Here is a 17282-nt window from a genome sequence, read left to right on the forward strand (position 1 = left end):
CGAAAGGGGTCCACCTTTGAGTGAGATTCAGAACTCGTCCATCTTTGCGCTGGATGACATCTCCGACGAGGAGATGAACAACCTGATCGACGGCACCGTGACCGACTTCGACGAGGGCGACCTCGTTACCGGCACCGTCGTGAAGCTCGAGCGCGATGAGGTCCTGCTTGACATCGGCTACAAGTCCGAGGGCGTCATCCCGTCCCGCGAGCTCTCCATCCGCAAGGATGTCAACCCGGCCGACGTCGTCGCCATGGGTGACGAGATCGAGGCTCTCGTTCTCCAGAAGGAGGACAAGGAGGGTCGTCTGGTCCTCTCCAAGAAGCGCGCCGAGTACGAGCGTGCCTGGAACGCCGTCGAGGAGAAGTTCAACTCCGGCGAGACTGTCGAGGGCGAGGTCATCGAGGTCGTCAAGGGCGGCCTGATCCTCGACATCGGCCTGCGCGGCTTCCTGCCCGCCTCCCTCGTCGACCTCCGTCGCGTCAAGGACCTCAACGCCTACCTCGGCACCCGCATCGAGGCCCGCGTCATCGAGATGGACCGCAACCGCAACAACGTCGTCCTCTCCCGTCGCGTCGTCCTCGAGGAGGCCCGCAAGGCCGAGCGCCAGGAGATTCTCTCCAAGCTCCAGGTCGGCATGCGCCTCAAGGGCACCGTCTCCTCGATTGTCGACTTCGGCGCCTTCGTCGACCTCGGCGGCATCGACGGCCTCGTGCACATCTCCGAGCTCTCCTGGAACCACGTCAACCACCCCTCCGAGGTCGTCAAGGTCGGCCAGGAGGTCGAGGTCCAGGTGCTCGACGTCGACCTCAACCGCGAGCGCATCTCCCTCGGTCTCAAGCAGACCACCGAGGACCCCTGGCGCTCCCTCGTCAAGAAGTACCCCGTCGACGCCATCGTCGAGGGCACCGTCACCAAGCTCGTCACCTTTGGCGCGTTCGTCGACCTCGGCGAGGGCGTGGAGGGCCTCGTGCACATCTCCGAGATGGCCAAGCAGCACGTCGACCAGCCGTCCCAGGTGTGCTCCGTGGGCGATCACGTTCAGGTGAAGGTCATGGAGATCGACCTCGACCGTCGTCGTATCTCCCTCTCCATGAAGGCCGCCGCCGAGACCCTCGGCACCGAGGTCGAGGTCAAGCCGCTCCCCGAGAGCGACAAGCCGGCCGAGGAGCCCGAGGCTGAGGCCGAGACCGAGGTCAAGGCCACCGAGGAGTAAGCTCCTCCCCACATTCGATCTGCTGAGGGGGCCGTCCTTCCGGGCGGCCCCTTCTGTTAATTGGGGACAGTCCCCAATTTACAGACATCCGAGGAGGTTCCCATGGCGTACGACATAGACAAGGACTACCTGCTCGACACCATGCGCGCGTGCGTCGAGGTGGAGAGCCCGGTTGGCTACTACCCCGAGATCCACGAGTGGCTGCGCGAGGAGCTCGCTGAGATGGGCTACGAGATGCAGGTGGACAACAACGCCACCGCCTACGTGCGCGTCCCGGGCAGAAGTGCCGAGAAGACCGTGTGCCTGGGCGCTCACCTGGACACCATCGGCCTCGTGGTGCGCGGCTTCAACCCCGACGGCACCCTGAGGGTCCGGCAGCTCGGCGGCATCAACTACCACAGTATCGAGGGCGAGACCTGCCTCGTGCACTGCCGCGACGGTCGCACCGTCGCCGGCCAGGTGATCTGCGACCACCACTCCACGCACGTGTTCGAGGACGCGCGCACGCGCGAGCGCACCGAGGACACGATGGCGGTCTCCCTCGTGGCGGACGTGAGCTGTCCCGAGGACGCACGTGCGCTGGGCGTGACGGAGGGCGCCGTGGTGGGCATGGACCCGCACTTCGAGCTCTTTGACAACGGCTACGTGATCACGCGCCACATCGACGACAAGGCCGCCGTTGCCGTGGCGCTCGACGTGCTGCGCTGGCTGGCCCAGACGGGGGAGCGGCCGGCGTACGACACGCTCTTCGCCTTTCCCATCTACGAGGAGATCGGTCGCGGCGGCTCCTGGGTGCCCGACGAGGCGAGCGAGTACGTGGCGATCGACATCACGCTCATCGGGCCCGACTACGCGGGGTCGGACGAGCACTCCGTGGGCGTGATCTGCTCGGATGCCAAGGGTCCCTACGACTGGGAGCTCACCAACACCCTCATCGCGTGCGCGGAGTCAGCGTGCACGCCCGGGCGCTGGAACACCCAGGTGTGCTTCCACTACTCGACGGACGCGAACGCCGCCGCCCTCCACGGCAACGACATCGCGGCCGGGGCCTTTGGCATGGCCTGCATGAACTCGCACGGCCGCGAGCGCTGCCACGTTGACGCCCTCGTGGAGACCGAGCGCCTTGCCCGCGCCTACGTGATGGGCGAGGGCCGCTAGGCGCAAGGATTTCTCGGAGATGCGCGCGGCGAGAAGAACGGTGGTGTACGCGACCGGGCTAACGGGTATCAGAGCTGAGTCAACTCTGGACGAAAGGAAGATCATGGCATCGGGTGACTGGCAGCGCAAGGTGGTCGAGTGGCTGAGGGGAAGGCAGGGCCCCGACGACCTCGCGGTCTTCTCAATGAACCTCGCGATCGTCGTCGTGGTGGTGAACCTCTTCGCGCGGGTGAGCTGGCTCGGCTGGATCGCCCTCGCGCTCATCGTGTACTCGATGTTCCGCATCCAGTCCAAGAACCTCGGCAGCCGCTCCCGTGAGAACGAGGCCTTCCTCAAGGCGCTCGGCCCCGCGCGCCCGTGGGTGCAGAACCCCAGGGCGGCGATGGCCGAGCTGCGCACGTACAAGCACGCCAGGTGCAGCTCGTGCAAGCAGAAGGTCCGCGTGCCGCGCGGCAAGGGCAGGCTGCGCGTCACCTGCCCCAAGTGCGGCACCAAGTTCGAGGTGAAGTCGTAACGCCGTGGCGCCGCAGAGCCCGCTCGCGGAAGGGGCGGGGAGCGAGAGGCCTCCCAGTGCTATCGTTGTTCGGGTTGGAACAACGTGCGCTGGGAGGTCTCTTATGCTCGACAGAAGGAAGTTCCTGCAGGTGACGGGTGCCGGTGCGGCCGTGCTCGCCCTTGGCGCGTGCGACGGCGCCGCTCAGTCCCAGGACGCGGAGCCCCAGGCGGACGAGCCCGAGGAGCAGCCGGCGGCGCCCGTGGAGGTCCGCGCCGTCGCCCTCAAGGGCCCCACCGCCATGGGTCTCGTGCGCTTCATGAGCGAGGTGGACAGCGGCAACCTCGCGGACAACGACTACTCGTTCCAGATCGTGGCCTCGCCGGATGAGGTGACGCCGCTCGTGGCCAAGGACGGCGTGGACATCGCCGCGGTGCCCGCTAACCTGGCCTCCGTTCTCTACAACAAGACCGAGAAGGGCGTGCGCGCCATCGCCATCAACACGCTCGGCGTGCTCTACATCTGCGAGCTGGGGGACACCGTCCAGAGCGTCGCGGACCTCAGGGGCAAGACCATCTACGCCTCCGGCAAGGGCTCCACGCCCGAGTACGGCCTCCAGTACGTGCTCGAGAAGAACGGCCTGGTCGTGGGCGAGGACGTGCAGATCGAGTGGAAGAGCGAGCACGCGGAGTGCGTGCAGGCCATCGCCACCTCCGAGGGCGAGGCCGTGGCCATGCTGCCCCAGCCCTTCGTGACCACCGCCCAGGCGCAGAACGAAAAGATCCGCGTGGCGCTCGACCTCACCGAGGAGTGGGACGCCGTGCAGACGGGAGACGAGAAGAGCTCCATGGTCACGGGCGTGGCCATCGTGCGCGCTGCCTTCGCCGACGAGCACCCCGAGGCGGTGGACGCCTTCCTCGAGCACTACGCGGAGTCGGTGGACTTCGTCAACGACAACGTGGCGGAGGCGGCCGAGCTCGTAGGCAGCTACGACATCGTGGCGGCCCAGGTGGCGGAGAAGGCCATCCCCGAGTGCAACATCGTCTGCATCACGGGCGGGGACATGGCCGAGCGCCTCTCCGGCTACCTCGACGTCCTGGCCGAGCAGAACCCCGAGGCCGTGGGCGGCTCCGTGCCGGGCGACGACTTCTACTACGGCGCGTAGGGCCCGGCGTTTGACCGGCGGCGGTAACAGCGGAATCGGCGGGGGAGGGCGCCCCGGCACCTGGGGCGCCCGCCTTCTTGCCGTGGCGTTCTGGCTCGTGGCGTGGCAGCTGCTCTCCTGGGCGGTCGACTCGCGCATCATCCTGGTGGGGCCGCTCGAGGTGCTCGCGCGCCTGGGGTCGCTCGCCCTCACGCCCGAGTTCTGGGCGTCGGTGGGGACCTCGCTCGGCAGGATCGGCCTGGGCTTTCTGGGCGGGCTCGCGGGGGGCCTTCTCCTCGCGGCGCTCGCCGCGCGGGTGCGGGCCGCGCGCGTTCTTCTCGCCCCGCTCATGGGCGCCCTCAAGGCGGTTCCCGTGGCGTCCTTCGTCATCCTGGTGCTCCTGTGGGTGAGCTCATGCGAGCTCTCCGTGGTCATCTCCTGGATCATGGCCATGCCCATCGTCTACACCAACGTGCTCGAGGGGATAGAGCAGACGGACGCCGGCCTCCTCGAGATGGCCGAGGTCTTTGGCGTCGGCGCGCTCGAGCGCGTGCGGATGGTCTACCTCTCCCAGGTGCTGCCGTACTTCAGGGCGGCGGTCTCGCTCGCCCTGGGCCTCTCCTGGAAGGCCGGCATAGCCGCCGAGGTCATAGGCCTCCCGGACCTCACGATTGGCGAGCACCTCTACGACGCGAAGGTCTACCTCGACACCCCGGACCTCTTTGCGTGGACCGTTGCCATCGTGGTGGTGTCGGTGGCGCTCGAGGCGCTGGTCTCGCGCGGGCTCGACGTCGCCCTGTCCTGGTGGGAGGCACGGCCATGAGCTGCCTCGAGCTGCGTGACGTCACAAAGGGCTACGACGGCCTGCCCGTCCTCTCCGGAGCGTCCGCGCGCTTCGATGCCGGCCGCGCCCACGTGGTGATGGGCCCCTCGGGCGCCGGAAAGACCACGGTGCTGAGGCTCCTGGCCGGGCTGGAGGAGCCGGATGCGGGCGAGGTCGTGCGTCCCGCCGGCACCAGGCTGGCGATGACCTTCCAGGAGGACCGCCTGCTGGATAACCTCACGGCAACCGCCAACATCCGCCTGCCGCACGGGCGCCTCCGCGGGGACGAGCTCGCGTCCTTCCTGGAGCTCGAGCGCGAGGCCCTCCATGCCGTGGGGCTGCCCGTTGACGCGCGGCCCGTCCGGGAGCTCTCCGGCGGCCAGCGCCGGCGCGTGGCCATCCTTCGCTGCGTGCTCGCGCCTGCGAACGTCCTCATCTTTGACGAGCCCCTCAAGGGCATGGACGAGAAGACCGTGCGGCAGGTCATGGGCTACGTGCTCCCTCGCCTGACGGGCAGGACGGTCCTCTGGGTCACCCATGACGAGCGCGAGCGGGGCCTCTTCGAGCGCCCCGTCCTGTGGACCGTGCGTGGGGGTTGCGTGCTGCGGGCCACCATGTGAGATGATAGGAGCCGCAGACACGAAGGAGGCCTCATGCACGTTATCTATCTGGCGGGCGGCATTGCGTCCGGAAAGTCCACCGTGGCGAGGGTCATGGGGGAGTGCGGCGCCATCAGGATCGACCTCGACGAGCTCTCGCGCGAGGCGCTCGCGCCCGGCTCCAGGATTCTCCCGCAGATCAAGGCCGAGTTCGGCGACGACATCATCAACCCCATGGGCGGCGTGAAGCGCGAGCTGCTCGCCCAGCGCGCCTTTGCCACCACCGAGCGCACCGTCACGCTCGAGGAGATCGAGCTTCCGCTCATCGACGAGCTCCTGCGCGCCCGCGTGGCCAAGATCGCCGAGGAGGAGCGCGCGGAGAGGGAGAAGAACCCGGAGGCCCCGCAGAAGATCGTGGTGGTGGAGATTCCGCTCCTCGACCGCATGCGCGGCTCCTTTGACATGGCAGACGAGGTCGTGGGCGTCTTCTGCCCGGCGCCCGCCCGCCGGGCCCGCGCCGCGCAGAGGGGCATGGACCCCAGGGACTTCGACCGTCGCCTCCACCAGCAGCCCTCGGACGCCTACATCAAGGCCCACAGCAGCTACGTGTTCAACAACATCCGCACGCTGGACGTCTTCGAGCAGGAGGTTCGCGACTGGTGGAAGCGCCGGGAGTCAGAGGGCTGGGGGCCGGTCTCCAAGAGGGCCTCTCGTGACGACCAGGCGTAGGCCAACACGCCGCGAGCGCCCCGCCGCGCGGCGGGGCGACGCCCGTCGGGCAGATGCCCGACGTGGCACGCCGCGCCGAGGCGATGCCCGGCAGGGCGAGGCGCCCCGGAGCGAGCCTCGGCGAAGCGAGGCGCCCCGGAGCGCGCCTCGGCAGAGCGAGGCCCGCCGGGGCGAGACCCGGCAGGCGGCGAGAAGAACCGCCCCCCGTCGTCCGACCCCGCGTCCGCACAGGCGGCGGGGCTCTGGGGCGAAGGTCGTCCTTGCCCTGGCGCTTGCCGTGGCGGCGACGTTTCTGATTTGGGAGATGCTCACTCCCGCATCCCCGGCGAACAGGCTTCTCTACCCGGTGCACCACCGGCAGGAGATCCTGGAGTCGGCACGGCGGCACGACGTTGACACCGACCTCGTGTGCGCCGTCATCAAGTGCGAGTCAGATTGGGACGAGAACGCCGTCTCGCACGTTGGCGCGGTGGGCCTCATGCAGGTCATGCAGGAGACCGCGCAGGACCTCGTCTCCATGGGGGCCGTCGACGGCGAGGCCTATCCGCTCACCGATCTCTCGGACCCGCGCGTGAACATCGAGTACGGCTGCGCCTACCTGGGCTACCTCCAGAAGAACCTCTTCAGGCGCGAGGAGGTCATCGCCGCCTACAACGCCGGCCTCGGCGCGGTGCAGGGATGGCTTTCCGATGGCGGCTCCATCCCCGAGGACATCGAGTACGAGGAGACGCGCACCTACCTCACGCGCGTGCTGAACGCCCTCGACGAGTATCGGCGGAACTACCCCCTCGGCGTCACGGCCGGCTGAGCGAGCGATAGACGCCCACCAGAGCGTCGTCCCGGCAGAGCTCGAGAAGCGCGCCCGTGAGCGGGCGGGCCAGGGCAAACAGCCCGGCGTCCGCGCAGGCGGCTACGGCGTCGCGCGTCCTTTTGCGCAGCTCGTCCACCGCGCCCACGGGAATGCCGCCCGCCTCGAGTGCGGGGAGCACCCCCTCATCCGCCAGCCTAGAGAGGCCCGGCTGTCCGGCGAGAAGGTCCTCGAGCTCGTGCGCCGCCTGCTCCGCAACGTCCGCGTGCAGGTCGATGGCGCGCTGGTAGCAGGCGACCGAGAGGTCGCTCCTCCCGAGCTTCCACTCCATGAAGGCGAGGCGATAGAAGCAGATGGCCATGTCGCGGGCCGTTGAGGAGAGCATGATGCCGTCCATGAGCAGGTCCGCCGCCTCGAAGATGCGCGAGAGGTCCTCCAGGCACCGTGCCTTGCAGAGCAGGGCGTCGGGCGTCACCGGCGCCACGCGGACGAGCTCCTCTGCGTGGGCGAGCGCCTCGTCGTGCCTGCCCAGCGCCCCGAGGATGCGCGCCGCATAGGAGTGGGCGGTGTAGTACTCGTCCGGCACGAGGCACACCTCGCGCGCGTCGTCGAGGTGCGCGAGGTTGTACGCCACGCGCTCGGGAATCGAGTTGAAGTAGCGGTAGACGTGGTCGCGGTCGTCGAGGTAGGCGCCCGTCTCGACGAGGGGCGAGAGCGCGGCCTCGAGCGCGTCGAGCGCCTGGGACAGGATGTCGGGCGTCGGCTCGCCTGAGAGCGCGCCCCGGGCCCGCCTCGCGGCGTGGGCGAGCGCGTGCCCGTTCACGAACACCTCCGCGAGCGCGCGGGTGTCCGTCACGTCCGCGGTGCCCTCCACGAGCGCTCGACACGTACGCTCGCACGCCTCGGCAACCGTTGCGTCAGAGCTCTCCTCGCGCAGCGCCACGAGGCGCGAGACCGCCTCCTGCGTGGTGGAGCCGAGCTCGCCCGAGACGTCGTCCCACGCCATCGCCCGGGCGGCCCTCTCCATGATGCCGAGGTCGCGGACTCGTCTGGCGCCGCAGGCCCGTCGCAGCGCCTCGTCGCAGGGCGTCTCGTCGAGCTCTACCGGACGGTACCTCTCCGCGGGGGAGAGCTCCTCGCACCCAAGGTCGAGAAGGGGCTCCACCGGGTCGAGCCACCCCTCGGGCGAGACCGAGAAGCGCAGGGAGGGGTCCTCGGGAAGGCCGCGCTCGACGAGCTCGGCCCTGCGTGCGAGGCCCGTGAGGCGCTCGAGGGACCGCTTGTCGAGGTCGAGCGAGAGGACCGTCGCCGAGCTCCCATGCTCGTGACAGCTCACGGCCACGCGCCGCACGTCGGCGGACGCCGCGAAGGCCCTGCGCGCGAGCAGCAGCGCGAGCCTCAGGGCGTACGCCCTCGCCCAGGCGGGGCGCCTGTTCTCCTCGAACATGGTGAAGCATCCCGGGCGCGGCACCGCGGCGCTCACGCCCACGAGCCCGAGCGAGAGGTTCGCCCTGAACGTGGCCTCGATGCGGAAGGGAGCGGGCAGGTCCTCGATGTCGTTCGCAAGGCGCACGCGGCAGCCCCACTCGCCCTCGGCGTCCACGCCGTCCAGAAGAGCGCGCTCGAGCTGCCTTCCCGGCCCCTCGTGCGGCTTGAGGTCGCACACCTCGGAGAATGCCTGCGCGAGGCGCCAGGTGGCGGTCATCTTCTCGGGCCAGCGGCGCGACACGAGGTCGTCCCAGGCGTTGAGGGTCGCCTCTATCGCGACGAGCTGGTCGTATGCCGCGCCTGCGGGCTCGCCCGAGCGGGGCATGAGCCACCAGCGGCCGTTTCTCCTGAGGCGGTTGGCGCCAACCGGGCGCGGGCCCTCCCACGAGGCGACGGCGGTGCGGCCGAGCAGGGCGGGGAGCGCCCCGTAGTCCTCCGCGCCGCCGTGCTCCATGAGGTCGCGCAGGGCAAGGAGGGCGTCGTCGGCGTTGGTGAGCATGCGCTCGACGTCTGCCCGGACGTCCCTTCTCGCCCGCTCGGGGGCGGGGGAGCCCGCATCCTTTTGGGCGTCCGCGTTCGTGCGGCGGCGCATCCAGGGCGCGACCTCGAAGTCCTTCTCGGTGCGCTCCCTGCGTCGCTCCGCGGCAACGTAGAGGGCAAAAAAGACGAGAAGGACGAGCACGGCGGCAGCGGCGCCACCCAGGCGGCCGACGATCCGCAGCCTGTTGGGCCCGCCGTCGCCCAGGAGCAGCAGGGCGATCACGAGGACGATGGCGGCAAGCGTCACGAGGAGCGCGCGCACGACGCCCGTCCTTCTCGGCGTATCCGCTGACCCACGCTTGCTCATGCGCCCCCTTCCCCAGAAAGCCAATTCTATCCCAGCGGCCGTCCCCTGCGGCCCGTACGAAGAAGATAGCAGAACACTTGTTTGGTGTCGAGAGGTGGGGTACACTGTCCACACGGCAGATTCTGAGGGGAGGTTCCCATGGGCGAGGCGGCGGCTCCTGCGGAGCGCTTCGGTGGCGAGCTCGTGCGGTTTGGCAGGGCGAGCGGGGACGAGCGCCTCACGGTGGTCTCGCCGTTCGAGCCCGCCGGAGATCAGCCCCAGGCCATAGAGAAGCTCGCGGAGGGCGTTGAGCGGGGGCTCCGCTACCAGACGCTTCTGGGCGTCACGGGCTCGGGCAAGACCTTCACGATGGCAAAGACCATAGAGAAGCTCAATCGTCCCACCCTCATCATGGAGCCCAACAAGACGCTCGCCGCGCAGGTGGCGAGCGAGATGCGCGAGCTCTTCCCCAACAACGCGGTGGTCTACTTCGTCTCGTACTACGACTACTACCAGCCCGAGGCCTACGTCCCCCAGACGGACACCTACATAGAGAAGGACGCCTCCATCAACGAGGAGGTGGAGAAGCTCCGCCACCAGGCCACCTCGAGCCTGCTCTCCCGGCGCGACGTCATCGTGGTGGCCTCGGTCTCCTGCATCTACGGCATCGGCAGCCCCCAGGACTACGCGGGCCTCGCGCCCAACGTGAGCAAGGAGGAGCCGCTCGAGCGCGATGACCTCATCCGCAGCCTCATAGACATCCAGTACGACCGCAACGACTACGACCTCTCGCGCGGCACGTTCCGGGTGCGCGGGGACACCGTGGACGTGTTCCCGCCCTACGCGGAGAACCCGCTGCGCATCTCCTTCTTCGGGGACGAGGTGGAGCTCATCGCCGAGGTGGACAACGTCACCGGGGAGATCGTCCGGGAGTTCGACGCCATCCCCATCTGGCCCGCGTCCCACTACGTGACCGAGCGGCCCAAGGTCACGCACGCGCTCGAGACCATCAACGAGGAGCTCGAGACTCGCGTGGCGGAGCTCAAGGCCAACGACATGCTCCTCGAGGCCCAGCGCCTGGCCCAGCGCACGAGCTACGACCTCGAGATGCTGGAGACCATGGGCTACTGCAACGGCATCGAGAACTACTCGCGCCACCTGGACGGCCGCAAGGCGGGCGAGCCGCCCTACACGCTCATCGACTACTTCCCCAAGGACATGCTCTGCATCATCGACGAGTCCCACGTCACGGTGCCGCAGATCCGCGGCATGCACGAGGGGGACCGCTCGCGCAAGATCACGCTTGCGGACCATGGCTTCCGCCTGCCCTCCGCGCTCGACAACCGCCCGCTGCGCTTCGATGAGTTCGAGGAGCGCGTGCCGCAGTTCATCTACGTCTCGGCCACGCCCGGGGACTACGAGGAGTCGGTCACCCAGCAGGAGGTCGAGCAGATCATCCGCCCCACGGGCCTGCTCGACCCCAAGATAGACGTGCGCCCGGTGCGCGGCCAGATAGACGACCTCATCGCGGAGATCAAGGAGCGCGTGGCGAAGAAGGAGCGCGTGCTCGTGACCACGCTCACCAAGCGCATGGCGGAGGACCTCACGGACCACCTTCTGGACGAGGGCATACGCGTGAACTACATGCACTCGGACACCGCCACGCTCGACCGCGTGGACATCATCCGCGACCTGCGCGTGGGCAAGATCGACGTCCTCGTGGGCATCAACCTCCTGCGCGAGGGCCTGGACATCCCGGAGGTCTCCCTCGTGGCGATTCTGGACGCGGACAAGGAGGGCTTTCTCCGCAACCGGCGCTCCCTCATCCAGACCATGGGCCGCGCGGCGAGAAACGCCCAGGGCGAGGTCATCATGTACGCGGACACCATCACGGACTCCATGCGCGAGGCAATAGGGGAGACCAACCGCCGCCGGCAGATCCAGGAGGCCTTCAACGAGGAGCACGGCATCGTGCCTCGGACCGTCAAGAAGTCCATCACCGACGTCTCCTCGTTCATCTCCGAGGCCGAGCGGACGCTCGAGGGCAAGACGCGCGACCGGCACGGCACGGGCAGCCACGGTGCCTTTGAGACGCTCTCCGAGACTCAGCCCTCCGAGGAGACGGCCCGCTCCGTCGCAGACGAGCTCGCCGGCCTCTCCAAGGCCGAGATCGCCGACGTGCTGGACGCGCTGGAGGAGGAGATGGCGGTCGCCTCCGAGGCCATGGACTTCGAGGCCGCGGCGCGCATCAGGGACCAGATCGTCGCCATCCGCACGCGCGTGGAGGGCGGGTCCGCAGACGAGGTCATAGCCCGGCTCAAGGCGGGCGCCCGCAAGGGGAGCGCGCACGCCACGCGCCGCCGCTACCGCCCCCACAAGAAGTAACGTGATACGTGCAAAGGGGACAGGCCGCGCAAAAGTGCCCGTCCCCTTTGCACGGCCCCTTCCACATGAGGGAGTGATTCCATGGCACCGCTCTTCTCGCCAGACGAGAACAACGTCTTCGGGTACCTGGCCCGCTCGTTCGAGACCCTCGACGAGCGCCCGCTCACGGACGTGGACAGCCTCGTGCTGGCGTGCCTCTCGTACTACCACTACCAGGGAGACGCCGTGCGCTCGCGCGAGGGCGCGCCCGTGCGCGACCTCTTTCGCGCGGAGTGGGCGGAGGCGATGACCCATGGCCTGTGGGACCCGGACGGCCTCGCGCGCCTGCTCGCCCTTGTCGCCGCCAGCCCGCGCTTCCGCGACCTGCGCGTGAGCGACTACGTGGACGACTTCGACGAGGCCGCGGAGAAGCAGTTCTCCGCGTGCGTGCTGCGTCTCCCAGGAGGAGGCGCGTACGTCTCCTTCCGCGGCACGGACAACACGCTCGTGGGCTGGAAGGAGGACTTCAACATGGCCTTCGAGACGGGCGTGCCGTCGCAGTACGCGGCGATAGGCTACCTGGAGCGCGTGGCGCCCAGCATCGAGGGCCCCATCTACCTGGGCGGCCACTCAAAGGGTGGCAACCTCGCGGTCTGCGCGGCCGCCCGCTGCCCCGAGGGGACGGCGCGCAGGATAGCGCGCGTCTTCTCCCACGACGGCCCGGGATTCACCGAGGAGGCGCTCGCGGACGACCTCTGGAAGGAGCGCTCGGGCCTCGTCTCAAAGACGGTCCCGGGCTCCTCGGTCATAGGGATGCTCTTCGAGCGCCAGGAGGACTATGCGGTCGTGGAGTCGTCCACGATGGGCCTCACGCAGCACAACCCCTTCTCCTGGGTGGTGGAGGGCGACTCCTTCGTGCTCCAGGAGGAGCTCGGCCGCGGCGCGAGCTTCGTCGACAAGGGCCTCAACGAGTGGATCGCCAGCATGAGCCGCGAGGAGCGCGAGGGCTTCGTGGAGACGCTCTTCTCGGTGCTCGGCGCGGCGGGGGAGGACACCTTCGCCAACCTCTCCGGAAACTGGCAGACCTCCGTGCCCGCCATGCTGCGGCGCCTGGGAGAGCTCGAGCCAGACCAGCGCTCCCACATCACCCGCGCGCTGGGCCTGCTGGTCCAGGCGTTCATGCCCGACTTCGAGGTGCCCCAGATGCCCGGCTTCGAGCTGCCCCAGTTCCCCGACCTTGCGGAGCTCCTGCCGGGTAGAATGGACGAGAAACAGCCCAACGGGACGGCGGAGGTCTGACATGGCGGCAAAGATCGTGGTTGCGTGCGGCTCGGGCGTGGCGACGTCGGAGATGGTGGCCGCCAAGCTCCGCAGGATGCTCGCCGAGAAGAACGTGGAGGCCGAGGTCGTGGCCGTTGACGTGGCGCACGTGGAGGACGCCCTCGAGGGCGCCGCGGCGTTCGTTCCCGTGGTGAGCACCGAGAGGGCCTACGACGTCCCCACCGTGAGCGGCGTGGCCTTCCTCACCGGCATGAACCAGGACAAGGAGCTCGACCGCCTGATCGCGGCGATCTCCGGGTAAGCAATCATGCAAAAGCGTGCAAACGTGCCGGTCACTTCTGCACGGGGCTACCTTGCCGCGTACGCCGCCACGATCTTCTCGGCGGCGAGGATGCCGTCGGTGGCGGCGCTCATGATGCCGCCCGCGTAGCCCGCCCCCTCGCCCACGGGCCAGAGGCCGCGGACGCCCACGCTCTGGCCGTCGTCGCCGCGGGTCACGCGCACGGGAGAGCTCGAGCGCGTCTCCACGCCCGTGAGAACGGCGTCTGTCGCGTCAAAGCCGCGCAGCTTGCGGCCGAGCACGGGGATGGCCTCGCGCAGCGTCTGCGCGACGTAGTCCGGCAGGCACGGCCCCACGTTCCCCCACGCAACGCCGCGTGGGTAGGTGGGCACGACGTCCCCGCCCGCGCTCGAGGGCACGCCCGCCAGGAAGTCGCCCACGAGCTGGGTGGGCGCCACGTACGCGCCCCCGCCCGCGGCAAAGGCCGCGCGCTCGCAGGCGCGCTGCAGCTCAACGCCGGCGAGCACGTCGTCGCCCGGCAGGTCCTCGGGAAAGACGTTGGCAAGGAGCCCGGAGTTGGCGTTCGCGCCCGCGCGGTCCGAGAGGCTCATGCCGTTGGTGCAGACGCCGCCCGGCTCGCTCGCGGCGGAGACCACGTAGCCGCCGGGGCACATGCAGAACGAGAAGGCGCTCCTCCCCGAGGGAAGGTGGCAGGAGAGGCTGTACGGCGCCGCGCCGAGGGCGGGGTGCCCGGCGGCCTCCCCGTAGAGCGCGCGGTCGACGCTCGCCTGGAGGTGCTCGATGCGCACGCCCATGGCAAAGGTCTTGCGCTCCATGGGCACGCCGCGCTCGCGCAGCAGCTCAAAGACGTCACGCGCGGAGTGCCCGCAGCAGAGGACCAGGCAGTCCGCGGAAACCCGCTCCTCCACGACGGTGCCGTCGTCTCGGGTGGTCGAAAGGGTCACGCCGCGCACCTCGCCGCCGGTGACGTCGACGTCCGTCATGCGGCAGCGGCAGCGCACCTCGCCGCCCGCCTCCTCGATCTGGCGGACGATGTCGGTCACCACGCGCGGCAGGACGTCGCTTCCCACGTGGGGCTTGGCGTCCCAGAGGATCTCGCGCTGGGCGCCCGCGGCCACGAAGGTCTCGAGGATGAGGCGGTGCGCCGGGCTCTTGGTCCCGGTCTGCAGCTTGCCGTCCGAGAAGGTTCCCGCGCCGCCCACGCCAAACTGGATGTTGCTCTCGGGGTCGAGCTCGCCGGTCTCGTTGTGCCTGGCCACGGCCTCGCCACGGCGGGCGGCGTCGTCCCCGCGCTCCACGAGCAGCGGCTCGAGCCCGGCGCGCGCGAGCGAGAGCGCGCAGAAGAGCCCGGCGCACCCGGCGCCCACGACCACCGGTCGCGCCGCGTCCCGCCGCGCGACGCGCGCCGGGAAGCCATAGGTCCGCTCGTCCACGACGCGCACGTTCTTCTCGGCCCTTCTCTTGGCAAGGCGGGCGAGAAGGGCGCGCTCCGCCGCGGCCCCGCCGGTGAGCTCGGCGCGCAGCGTGAACGTGAGCTGCACGTCCCCGCGACGGCGCGCGTCGATGGAGCGCCGCCGCCGCGTGACGGCCGCGAGGTCCTTCTCGCCCACGCGCAGCTTTCGCGCGAGCGCGCGGCGGCACGCGGCGAGCTCGCGCGCGTCGGAGCCGTCAAGGGCGGAGAGGGGTATGCGAATCCCGGAGACCTCGAGCATGGGAGTCCTTTCAGATCTGCGCGCCGAGCGGCGCTCGTCGAGAAAGAGTATCTGCCCAAATCGCGGTCGAATCTGGGACAAATTGTGGCAGCTGCTCTTATTCGGCGCTCGCGCGGTGCGTGCCGGCGCTCGCCGTGCACGCGGCGGCACGCCCGGCAACGAGGCCGCTCCTCCACGCCCAGGCGAGGTTGAAGCCCCCGCACGCGGCGTCCACGTCGAGCGCCTCGCCGCAGGCAAAGAGGCCCGCAACCTCGCGCGCGGCAAGCGTGGCGGGATCGAACTGGCTCACGAGAAGACCCCCGCGCGCGACCTGCGCACGCTCCGGCTCGGCGGGGCCGGACACAACAAAGCGCAGGTCAAAAGCCCTCTCAAGCGCGTCCGCGCAATTCGCGCCGCCGAGCGCCCCCGCGAGGCGCGGGTCGAGCACGCCCGCCGCGCTCCCGCCGGCCGAGGCAACGAGGCGCCGGGCGAGGTCGCGGTCCATCCCGCACGTGAGGTCGAGCGCCACCACGTCCCCGGGGCGTGCCAGGCGCGAGAGGTCAAAGACCACGATGCCGGAGAGCCCGTACGGCCGGAAGAGCACCTCGCCGGCCTCGCGCGCGAGCTCCGCGCCGTCCCGCAGCAGGCGCGCGACCACGTGCGCGCGGCGCCCGTCGAGCGCGCCCAGGTCGAGGCGGCCCTCCGCCGGTGCGCAGGCGAGCGAGCAGAGCACGGGCTCGTACGGCGCGCACGCGAGGCCGAGCGAGCGCGTGAGCCCCTCGCCGCCGCCCGCGGCGAGCACCACGGACCGCGCGACGAGCGTGCCCGCCGCCGGGCCCGCCTCGGCACCCGTGCCCTCGTATGCCACGTGCCAGCCGTCCGCGCCCGTCGCCACGCCCGTGACCTCGCGCGCCGGCGCCAGCACCACGCCCGCCCGGCGCGCCCGCGCCAGCAGCACCTCGCGCACGGAGGACGCCTGGCGGGAGAGCGGGTAGAGGCGGCCGCCCCCCTCCTCGGCCCAGGCGAGGCCGCAGCCCTCGAGAAAGGCGAGCGCGTCGTCGCCAAAGCCCGGTCCGCAGACGGCGGCCACGAACTCGGGCTCGTTGTAGCGCTCCCATGCGGGCGCCGGCCCGCGCAGCGCGGCGTTCATGAGGTTGCAGCGGCCGTTGCCCGTTGCCAGGATGGTGCGCCCGCACTCGACGGCGCGCTCGAGCACCGTGACGGCCGCCCCGGCCTCCGCCGCGACCGTCGCCGCAACGAGGCCGGACGCACCGCCGCCGATCACGCAGACGTCGCACCGGGCGGGCACGCTCACGCCCGCCGCGGCCGCGAGCGCCTCCTCGCGCGCCCTGGACCTCGAGGTTCTTCTCGGCCCGCGCGCCAAGCTACGCGTCCTGCCCGCGCAGCGCGTCCACGAACTCGGCCACGCGCACGACCGTGTCGACGGCCTCGGAGAGCGTGCCTGCGGGGAGCTCGTCCTCGAAGGTGCCCGTGTCGCACGCCTCGGCGATCTTGGGGTCGATGGGCAGCTGGCCCAGCGCCTCGATCTCGAAGGCCTGCGCGGTCTCCTCGAGGCGGCTCGGCCCGAAGGGGTAGATCTTCTCGCCGCACTGCGGGCACTCGACGTAGGCCATGTTCTCAACGAGGCCGAGCACGGGCACCTGCATCATGTTGGCCATGTTCACGGCCTTGCCCACGACCATCTGCACGAGGTCCTGCGGGGAGCTCACGATCACGATGCCGTCGACCGGCAGGGACTGGAAGACGGTGAGGGGCACGTCGCCGGTTCCCGGGGGCATGTCCACGAGCAGGTAGTCGAGCTCGCCCCAGGCGCAGTCCTCCCAGAACTGCTTGATGGCGCCGGCCACCACGGGCCCGCGCCAGATCACGGGGTCGGTCTCGTTCTCCAGGACGAGGTTGGCGCTCATGACCCTGATGCCGCCCTTGGTGAGCACGGGGACGATGAGCTCGTCCACGCCGCGGGCGCGCGCCCCGGCGAGGCCCATCATGCGGGGGATGGAGGGGCCGGTGACGTCCGCGTCCAGGATGCCGACCTTGGCGCCGCGGCGCGCGAGCTCCACGGCCAGCGTGCCGCACACGAGCGACTTGCCCACGCCGCCCTTGCCCGAGACCACGCCGATGACGTGGCGGACGTTGGAGTAGTCGTTCTGGGGGAACTTCTCCGGGCCCTGGGGCTGCTTCTGGCCGTGCAGCACCTCGTCGACCTCCTGGCGGAGCCTCTCCTGCTCGTTCTGTTCCATGCTGTTCCTCTCTCCTGCGCCGTATGCCGGCGCGTGTGCGCAACGTCTCGATTCTACCCAAGCTCGGCTGCGGCAATGGCCCATACTGTTGTAAACGGCG

15 protein-coding genes are annotated in these 17282 nt (G+C 70.0%); 11 read left to right on the forward strand and 4 right to left on the reverse strand.

Translation table 11 applies throughout. From position 1 onward, the window contains the following. The first annotated feature begins 16 nt into the window (after nt 1-16). The 8 genes from rpsA (at nt 17) to B5F79_RS02930 (ending at nt 6970) form a co-directional block, all read left to right on the forward strand. Nucleotides 17-1216, forward strand: coding sequence for a 30S ribosomal protein S1 (rpsA, locus tag B5F79_RS02895; RefSeq protein WP_087217407.1), 1200 nt, complete (start codon nt 17-19; stop codon nt 1214-1216). A gap of 102 nt (nt 1217-1318) precedes the next feature. Further along, nucleotides 1319-2374 carry a M20/M25/M40 family metallo-hydrolase gene (locus B5F79_RS02900; protein WP_087217408.1) on the forward strand — a complete coding sequence of 352 codons (1056 nt, stop codon included), beginning with the start codon at nt 1319-1321 and terminating at the stop codon, nt 2372-2374. Between the two features lie 103 nt (nt 2375-2477). Beyond that, a complete protein-coding gene (locus B5F79_RS02905) occupies nt 2478-2888 on the forward strand; it encodes a zinc ribbon domain-containing protein (RefSeq protein ID WP_087217409.1) in 411 nt (136 codons plus the stop codon). A gap of 103 nt (nt 2889-2991) precedes the next feature. Further along, entirely contained in the window at nt 2992-4032 is a 1041-nt protein-coding gene (locus tag B5F79_RS02910; protein WP_087217410.1) for an ABC transporter substrate-binding protein, read from the forward strand. Nucleotides 4033-4042: 10 nt separating this feature from the next. Next, nucleotides 4043-4834 carry an ABC transporter permease gene (locus B5F79_RS02915; RefSeq protein WP_206390993.1) on the forward strand — a complete coding sequence of 264 codons (792 nt, stop codon included), beginning with the start codon at nt 4043-4045 and terminating at the stop codon, nt 4832-4834. After that, nucleotides 4831-5454 carry an ATP-binding cassette domain-containing protein gene (locus tag B5F79_RS02920; RefSeq protein ID WP_087217411.1) on the forward strand — a complete coding sequence of 208 codons (624 nt, stop codon included), beginning with the start codon at nt 4831-4833 and terminating at the stop codon, nt 5452-5454. Before B5F79_RS02915 ends, B5F79_RS02920 begins: the two co-directional genes overlap by 4 nt. 33 nt (nt 5455-5487) lie before the next feature. Further along, complete coding sequence (gene coaE / locus B5F79_RS02925; RefSeq protein WP_087217412.1) at nt 5488-6162, forward strand: dephospho-CoA kinase; 675 nt, start codon at nt 5488-5490, stop codon at nt 6160-6162. A 304-nt stretch (nt 6163-6466) separates the two neighbouring features. Continuing rightward, the gene (locus B5F79_RS02930) at nt 6467-6970 is read left to right on the forward strand and encodes a lytic transglycosylase domain-containing protein (RefSeq protein ID WP_143786222.1); all 504 of its coding nucleotides are present in this window, start codon (nt 6467-6469) and stop codon (nt 6968-6970) included. Here the strand turns inward: B5F79_RS02930 and B5F79_RS02935 are convergent. Beyond that, entirely contained in the window at nt 6957-9305 is a 2349-nt protein-coding gene (locus tag B5F79_RS02935; RefSeq protein ID WP_143786223.1) for a tetratricopeptide repeat protein, read from the reverse strand. The two genes, B5F79_RS02930 and B5F79_RS02935, sit on opposite strands and share 14 nt — an antisense overlap. 138 nt (nt 9306-9443) lie before the next feature. On the opposite strand from B5F79_RS02935, the gene uvrB reads away from it, so the two are divergent. The 3 genes from uvrB to B5F79_RS02950 all read left to right on the forward strand — a co-directional run bounded on the left by uvrB (nt 9444) and on the right by B5F79_RS02950 (nt 13230). Further along, on the forward strand, nt 9444-11669 hold the full coding sequence (uvrB, locus tag B5F79_RS02940) for an excinuclease ABC subunit UvrB (protein ID WP_087217415.1): 2226 nt from the start codon (nt 9444-9446) through the stop codon (nt 11667-11669). An 81-nt stretch (nt 11670-11750) separates the two neighbouring features. Continuing rightward, nucleotides 11751-12947: an Mbeg1-like protein gene (locus B5F79_RS02945; RefSeq protein ID WP_087217416.1), complete on the forward strand. Its 1197-nt coding sequence runs from the start codon at nt 11751-11753 to the stop codon at nt 12945-12947. A 1-nt stretch (nt 12948) separates the two neighbouring features. Continuing rightward, a complete protein-coding gene (locus B5F79_RS02950) occupies nt 12949-13230 on the forward strand; it encodes a PTS galactitol transporter subunit IIB (protein WP_087217417.1) in 282 nt (93 codons plus the stop codon). A 47-nt stretch (nt 13231-13277) separates the two neighbouring features. On the opposite strand, the gene B5F79_RS02955 is transcribed toward B5F79_RS02950, so the two are convergent. The 3 genes from B5F79_RS02955 to B5F79_RS02965 all read right to left on the reverse strand — a co-directional run bounded on the left by B5F79_RS02955 (nt 13278) and on the right by B5F79_RS02965 (nt 17182). Continuing rightward, nucleotides 13278-14942: an NAD(P)/FAD-dependent oxidoreductase gene (locus B5F79_RS02955; RefSeq protein WP_087217418.1), complete on the reverse strand. Its 1665-nt coding sequence runs from the start codon at nt 14940-14942 to the stop codon at nt 13278-13280. A gap of 97 nt (nt 14943-15039) precedes the next feature. Then, entirely contained in the window at nt 15040-16305 is a 1266-nt protein-coding gene (locus tag B5F79_RS02960; RefSeq protein ID WP_087217419.1) for an NAD(P)/FAD-dependent oxidoreductase, read from the reverse strand. Nucleotide 16306: 1 nt separating this feature from the next. Further along, a complete protein-coding gene (locus B5F79_RS02965) occupies nt 16307-17182 on the reverse strand; it encodes an Mrp/NBP35 family ATP-binding protein (RefSeq protein WP_087217420.1) in 876 nt (291 codons plus the stop codon). Between the last annotated feature and the right edge of the window lie 100 nt (nt 17183-17282).

The sequence above is a fragment of the Olsenella sp. An285 genome, from assembly GCF_002159625.1.
GTDB classification, from domain to species: Bacteria; Actinomycetota; Coriobacteriia; order Coriobacteriales; family Atopobiaceae; genus Thermophilibacter; species Thermophilibacter avicola.

Excerpts from the sequence above, each read along its gene's own strand:
- B5F79_RS02900 (WP_087217408.1), top strand. The coding sequence starts at position 1,319 with ATGGCGTACGACATAGACAAGGACTACCTGCTCGACACCATGCGCGCG.
- B5F79_RS02905 (WP_087217409.1), top strand. The coding sequence starts at position 2,478 with ATGGCATCGGGTGACTGGCAGCGCAAGGTGGTCGAGTGGCTGAGGGGA.
- B5F79_RS02910 (WP_087217410.1), top strand. The coding sequence starts at position 2,992 with ATGCTCGACAGAAGGAAGTTCCTGCAGGTGACGGGTGCCGGTGCGGCC.
- B5F79_RS02920 (WP_087217411.1), top strand. The coding sequence starts at position 4,831 with ATGAGCTGCCTCGAGCTGCGTGACGTCACAAAGGGCTACGACGGCCTG.
- coaE (WP_087217412.1), top strand. The coding sequence starts at position 5,488 with ATGCACGTTATCTATCTGGCGGGCGGCATTGCGTCCGGAAAGTCCACC.
- B5F79_RS02930 (WP_143786222.1), top strand. The coding sequence starts at position 6,467 with ATGCTCACTCCCGCATCCCCGGCGAACAGGCTTCTCTACCCGGTGCAC.
- B5F79_RS02935 (WP_143786223.1), bottom strand. The coding sequence starts at position 9,305 with ATGAGCAAGCGTGGGTCAGCGGATACGCCGAGAAGGACGGGCGTCGTG.
- uvrB (WP_087217415.1), top strand. The coding sequence starts at position 9,444 with ATGGGCGAGGCGGCGGCTCCTGCGGAGCGCTTCGGTGGCGAGCTCGTG.
- B5F79_RS02945 (WP_087217416.1), top strand. The coding sequence starts at position 11,751 with ATGGCACCGCTCTTCTCGCCAGACGAGAACAACGTCTTCGGGTACCTG.
- B5F79_RS02950 (WP_087217417.1), top strand. The coding sequence starts at position 12,949 with ATGGCGGCAAAGATCGTGGTTGCGTGCGGCTCGGGCGTGGCGACGTCG.
- B5F79_RS02955 (WP_087217418.1), bottom strand. The coding sequence starts at position 14,942 with ATGCTCGAGGTCTCCGGGATTCGCATACCCCTCTCCGCCCTTGACGGC.
- B5F79_RS02965 (WP_087217420.1), bottom strand. The coding sequence starts at position 17,182 with ATGGAACAGAACGAGCAGGAGAGGCTCCGCCAGGAGGTCGACGAGGTG.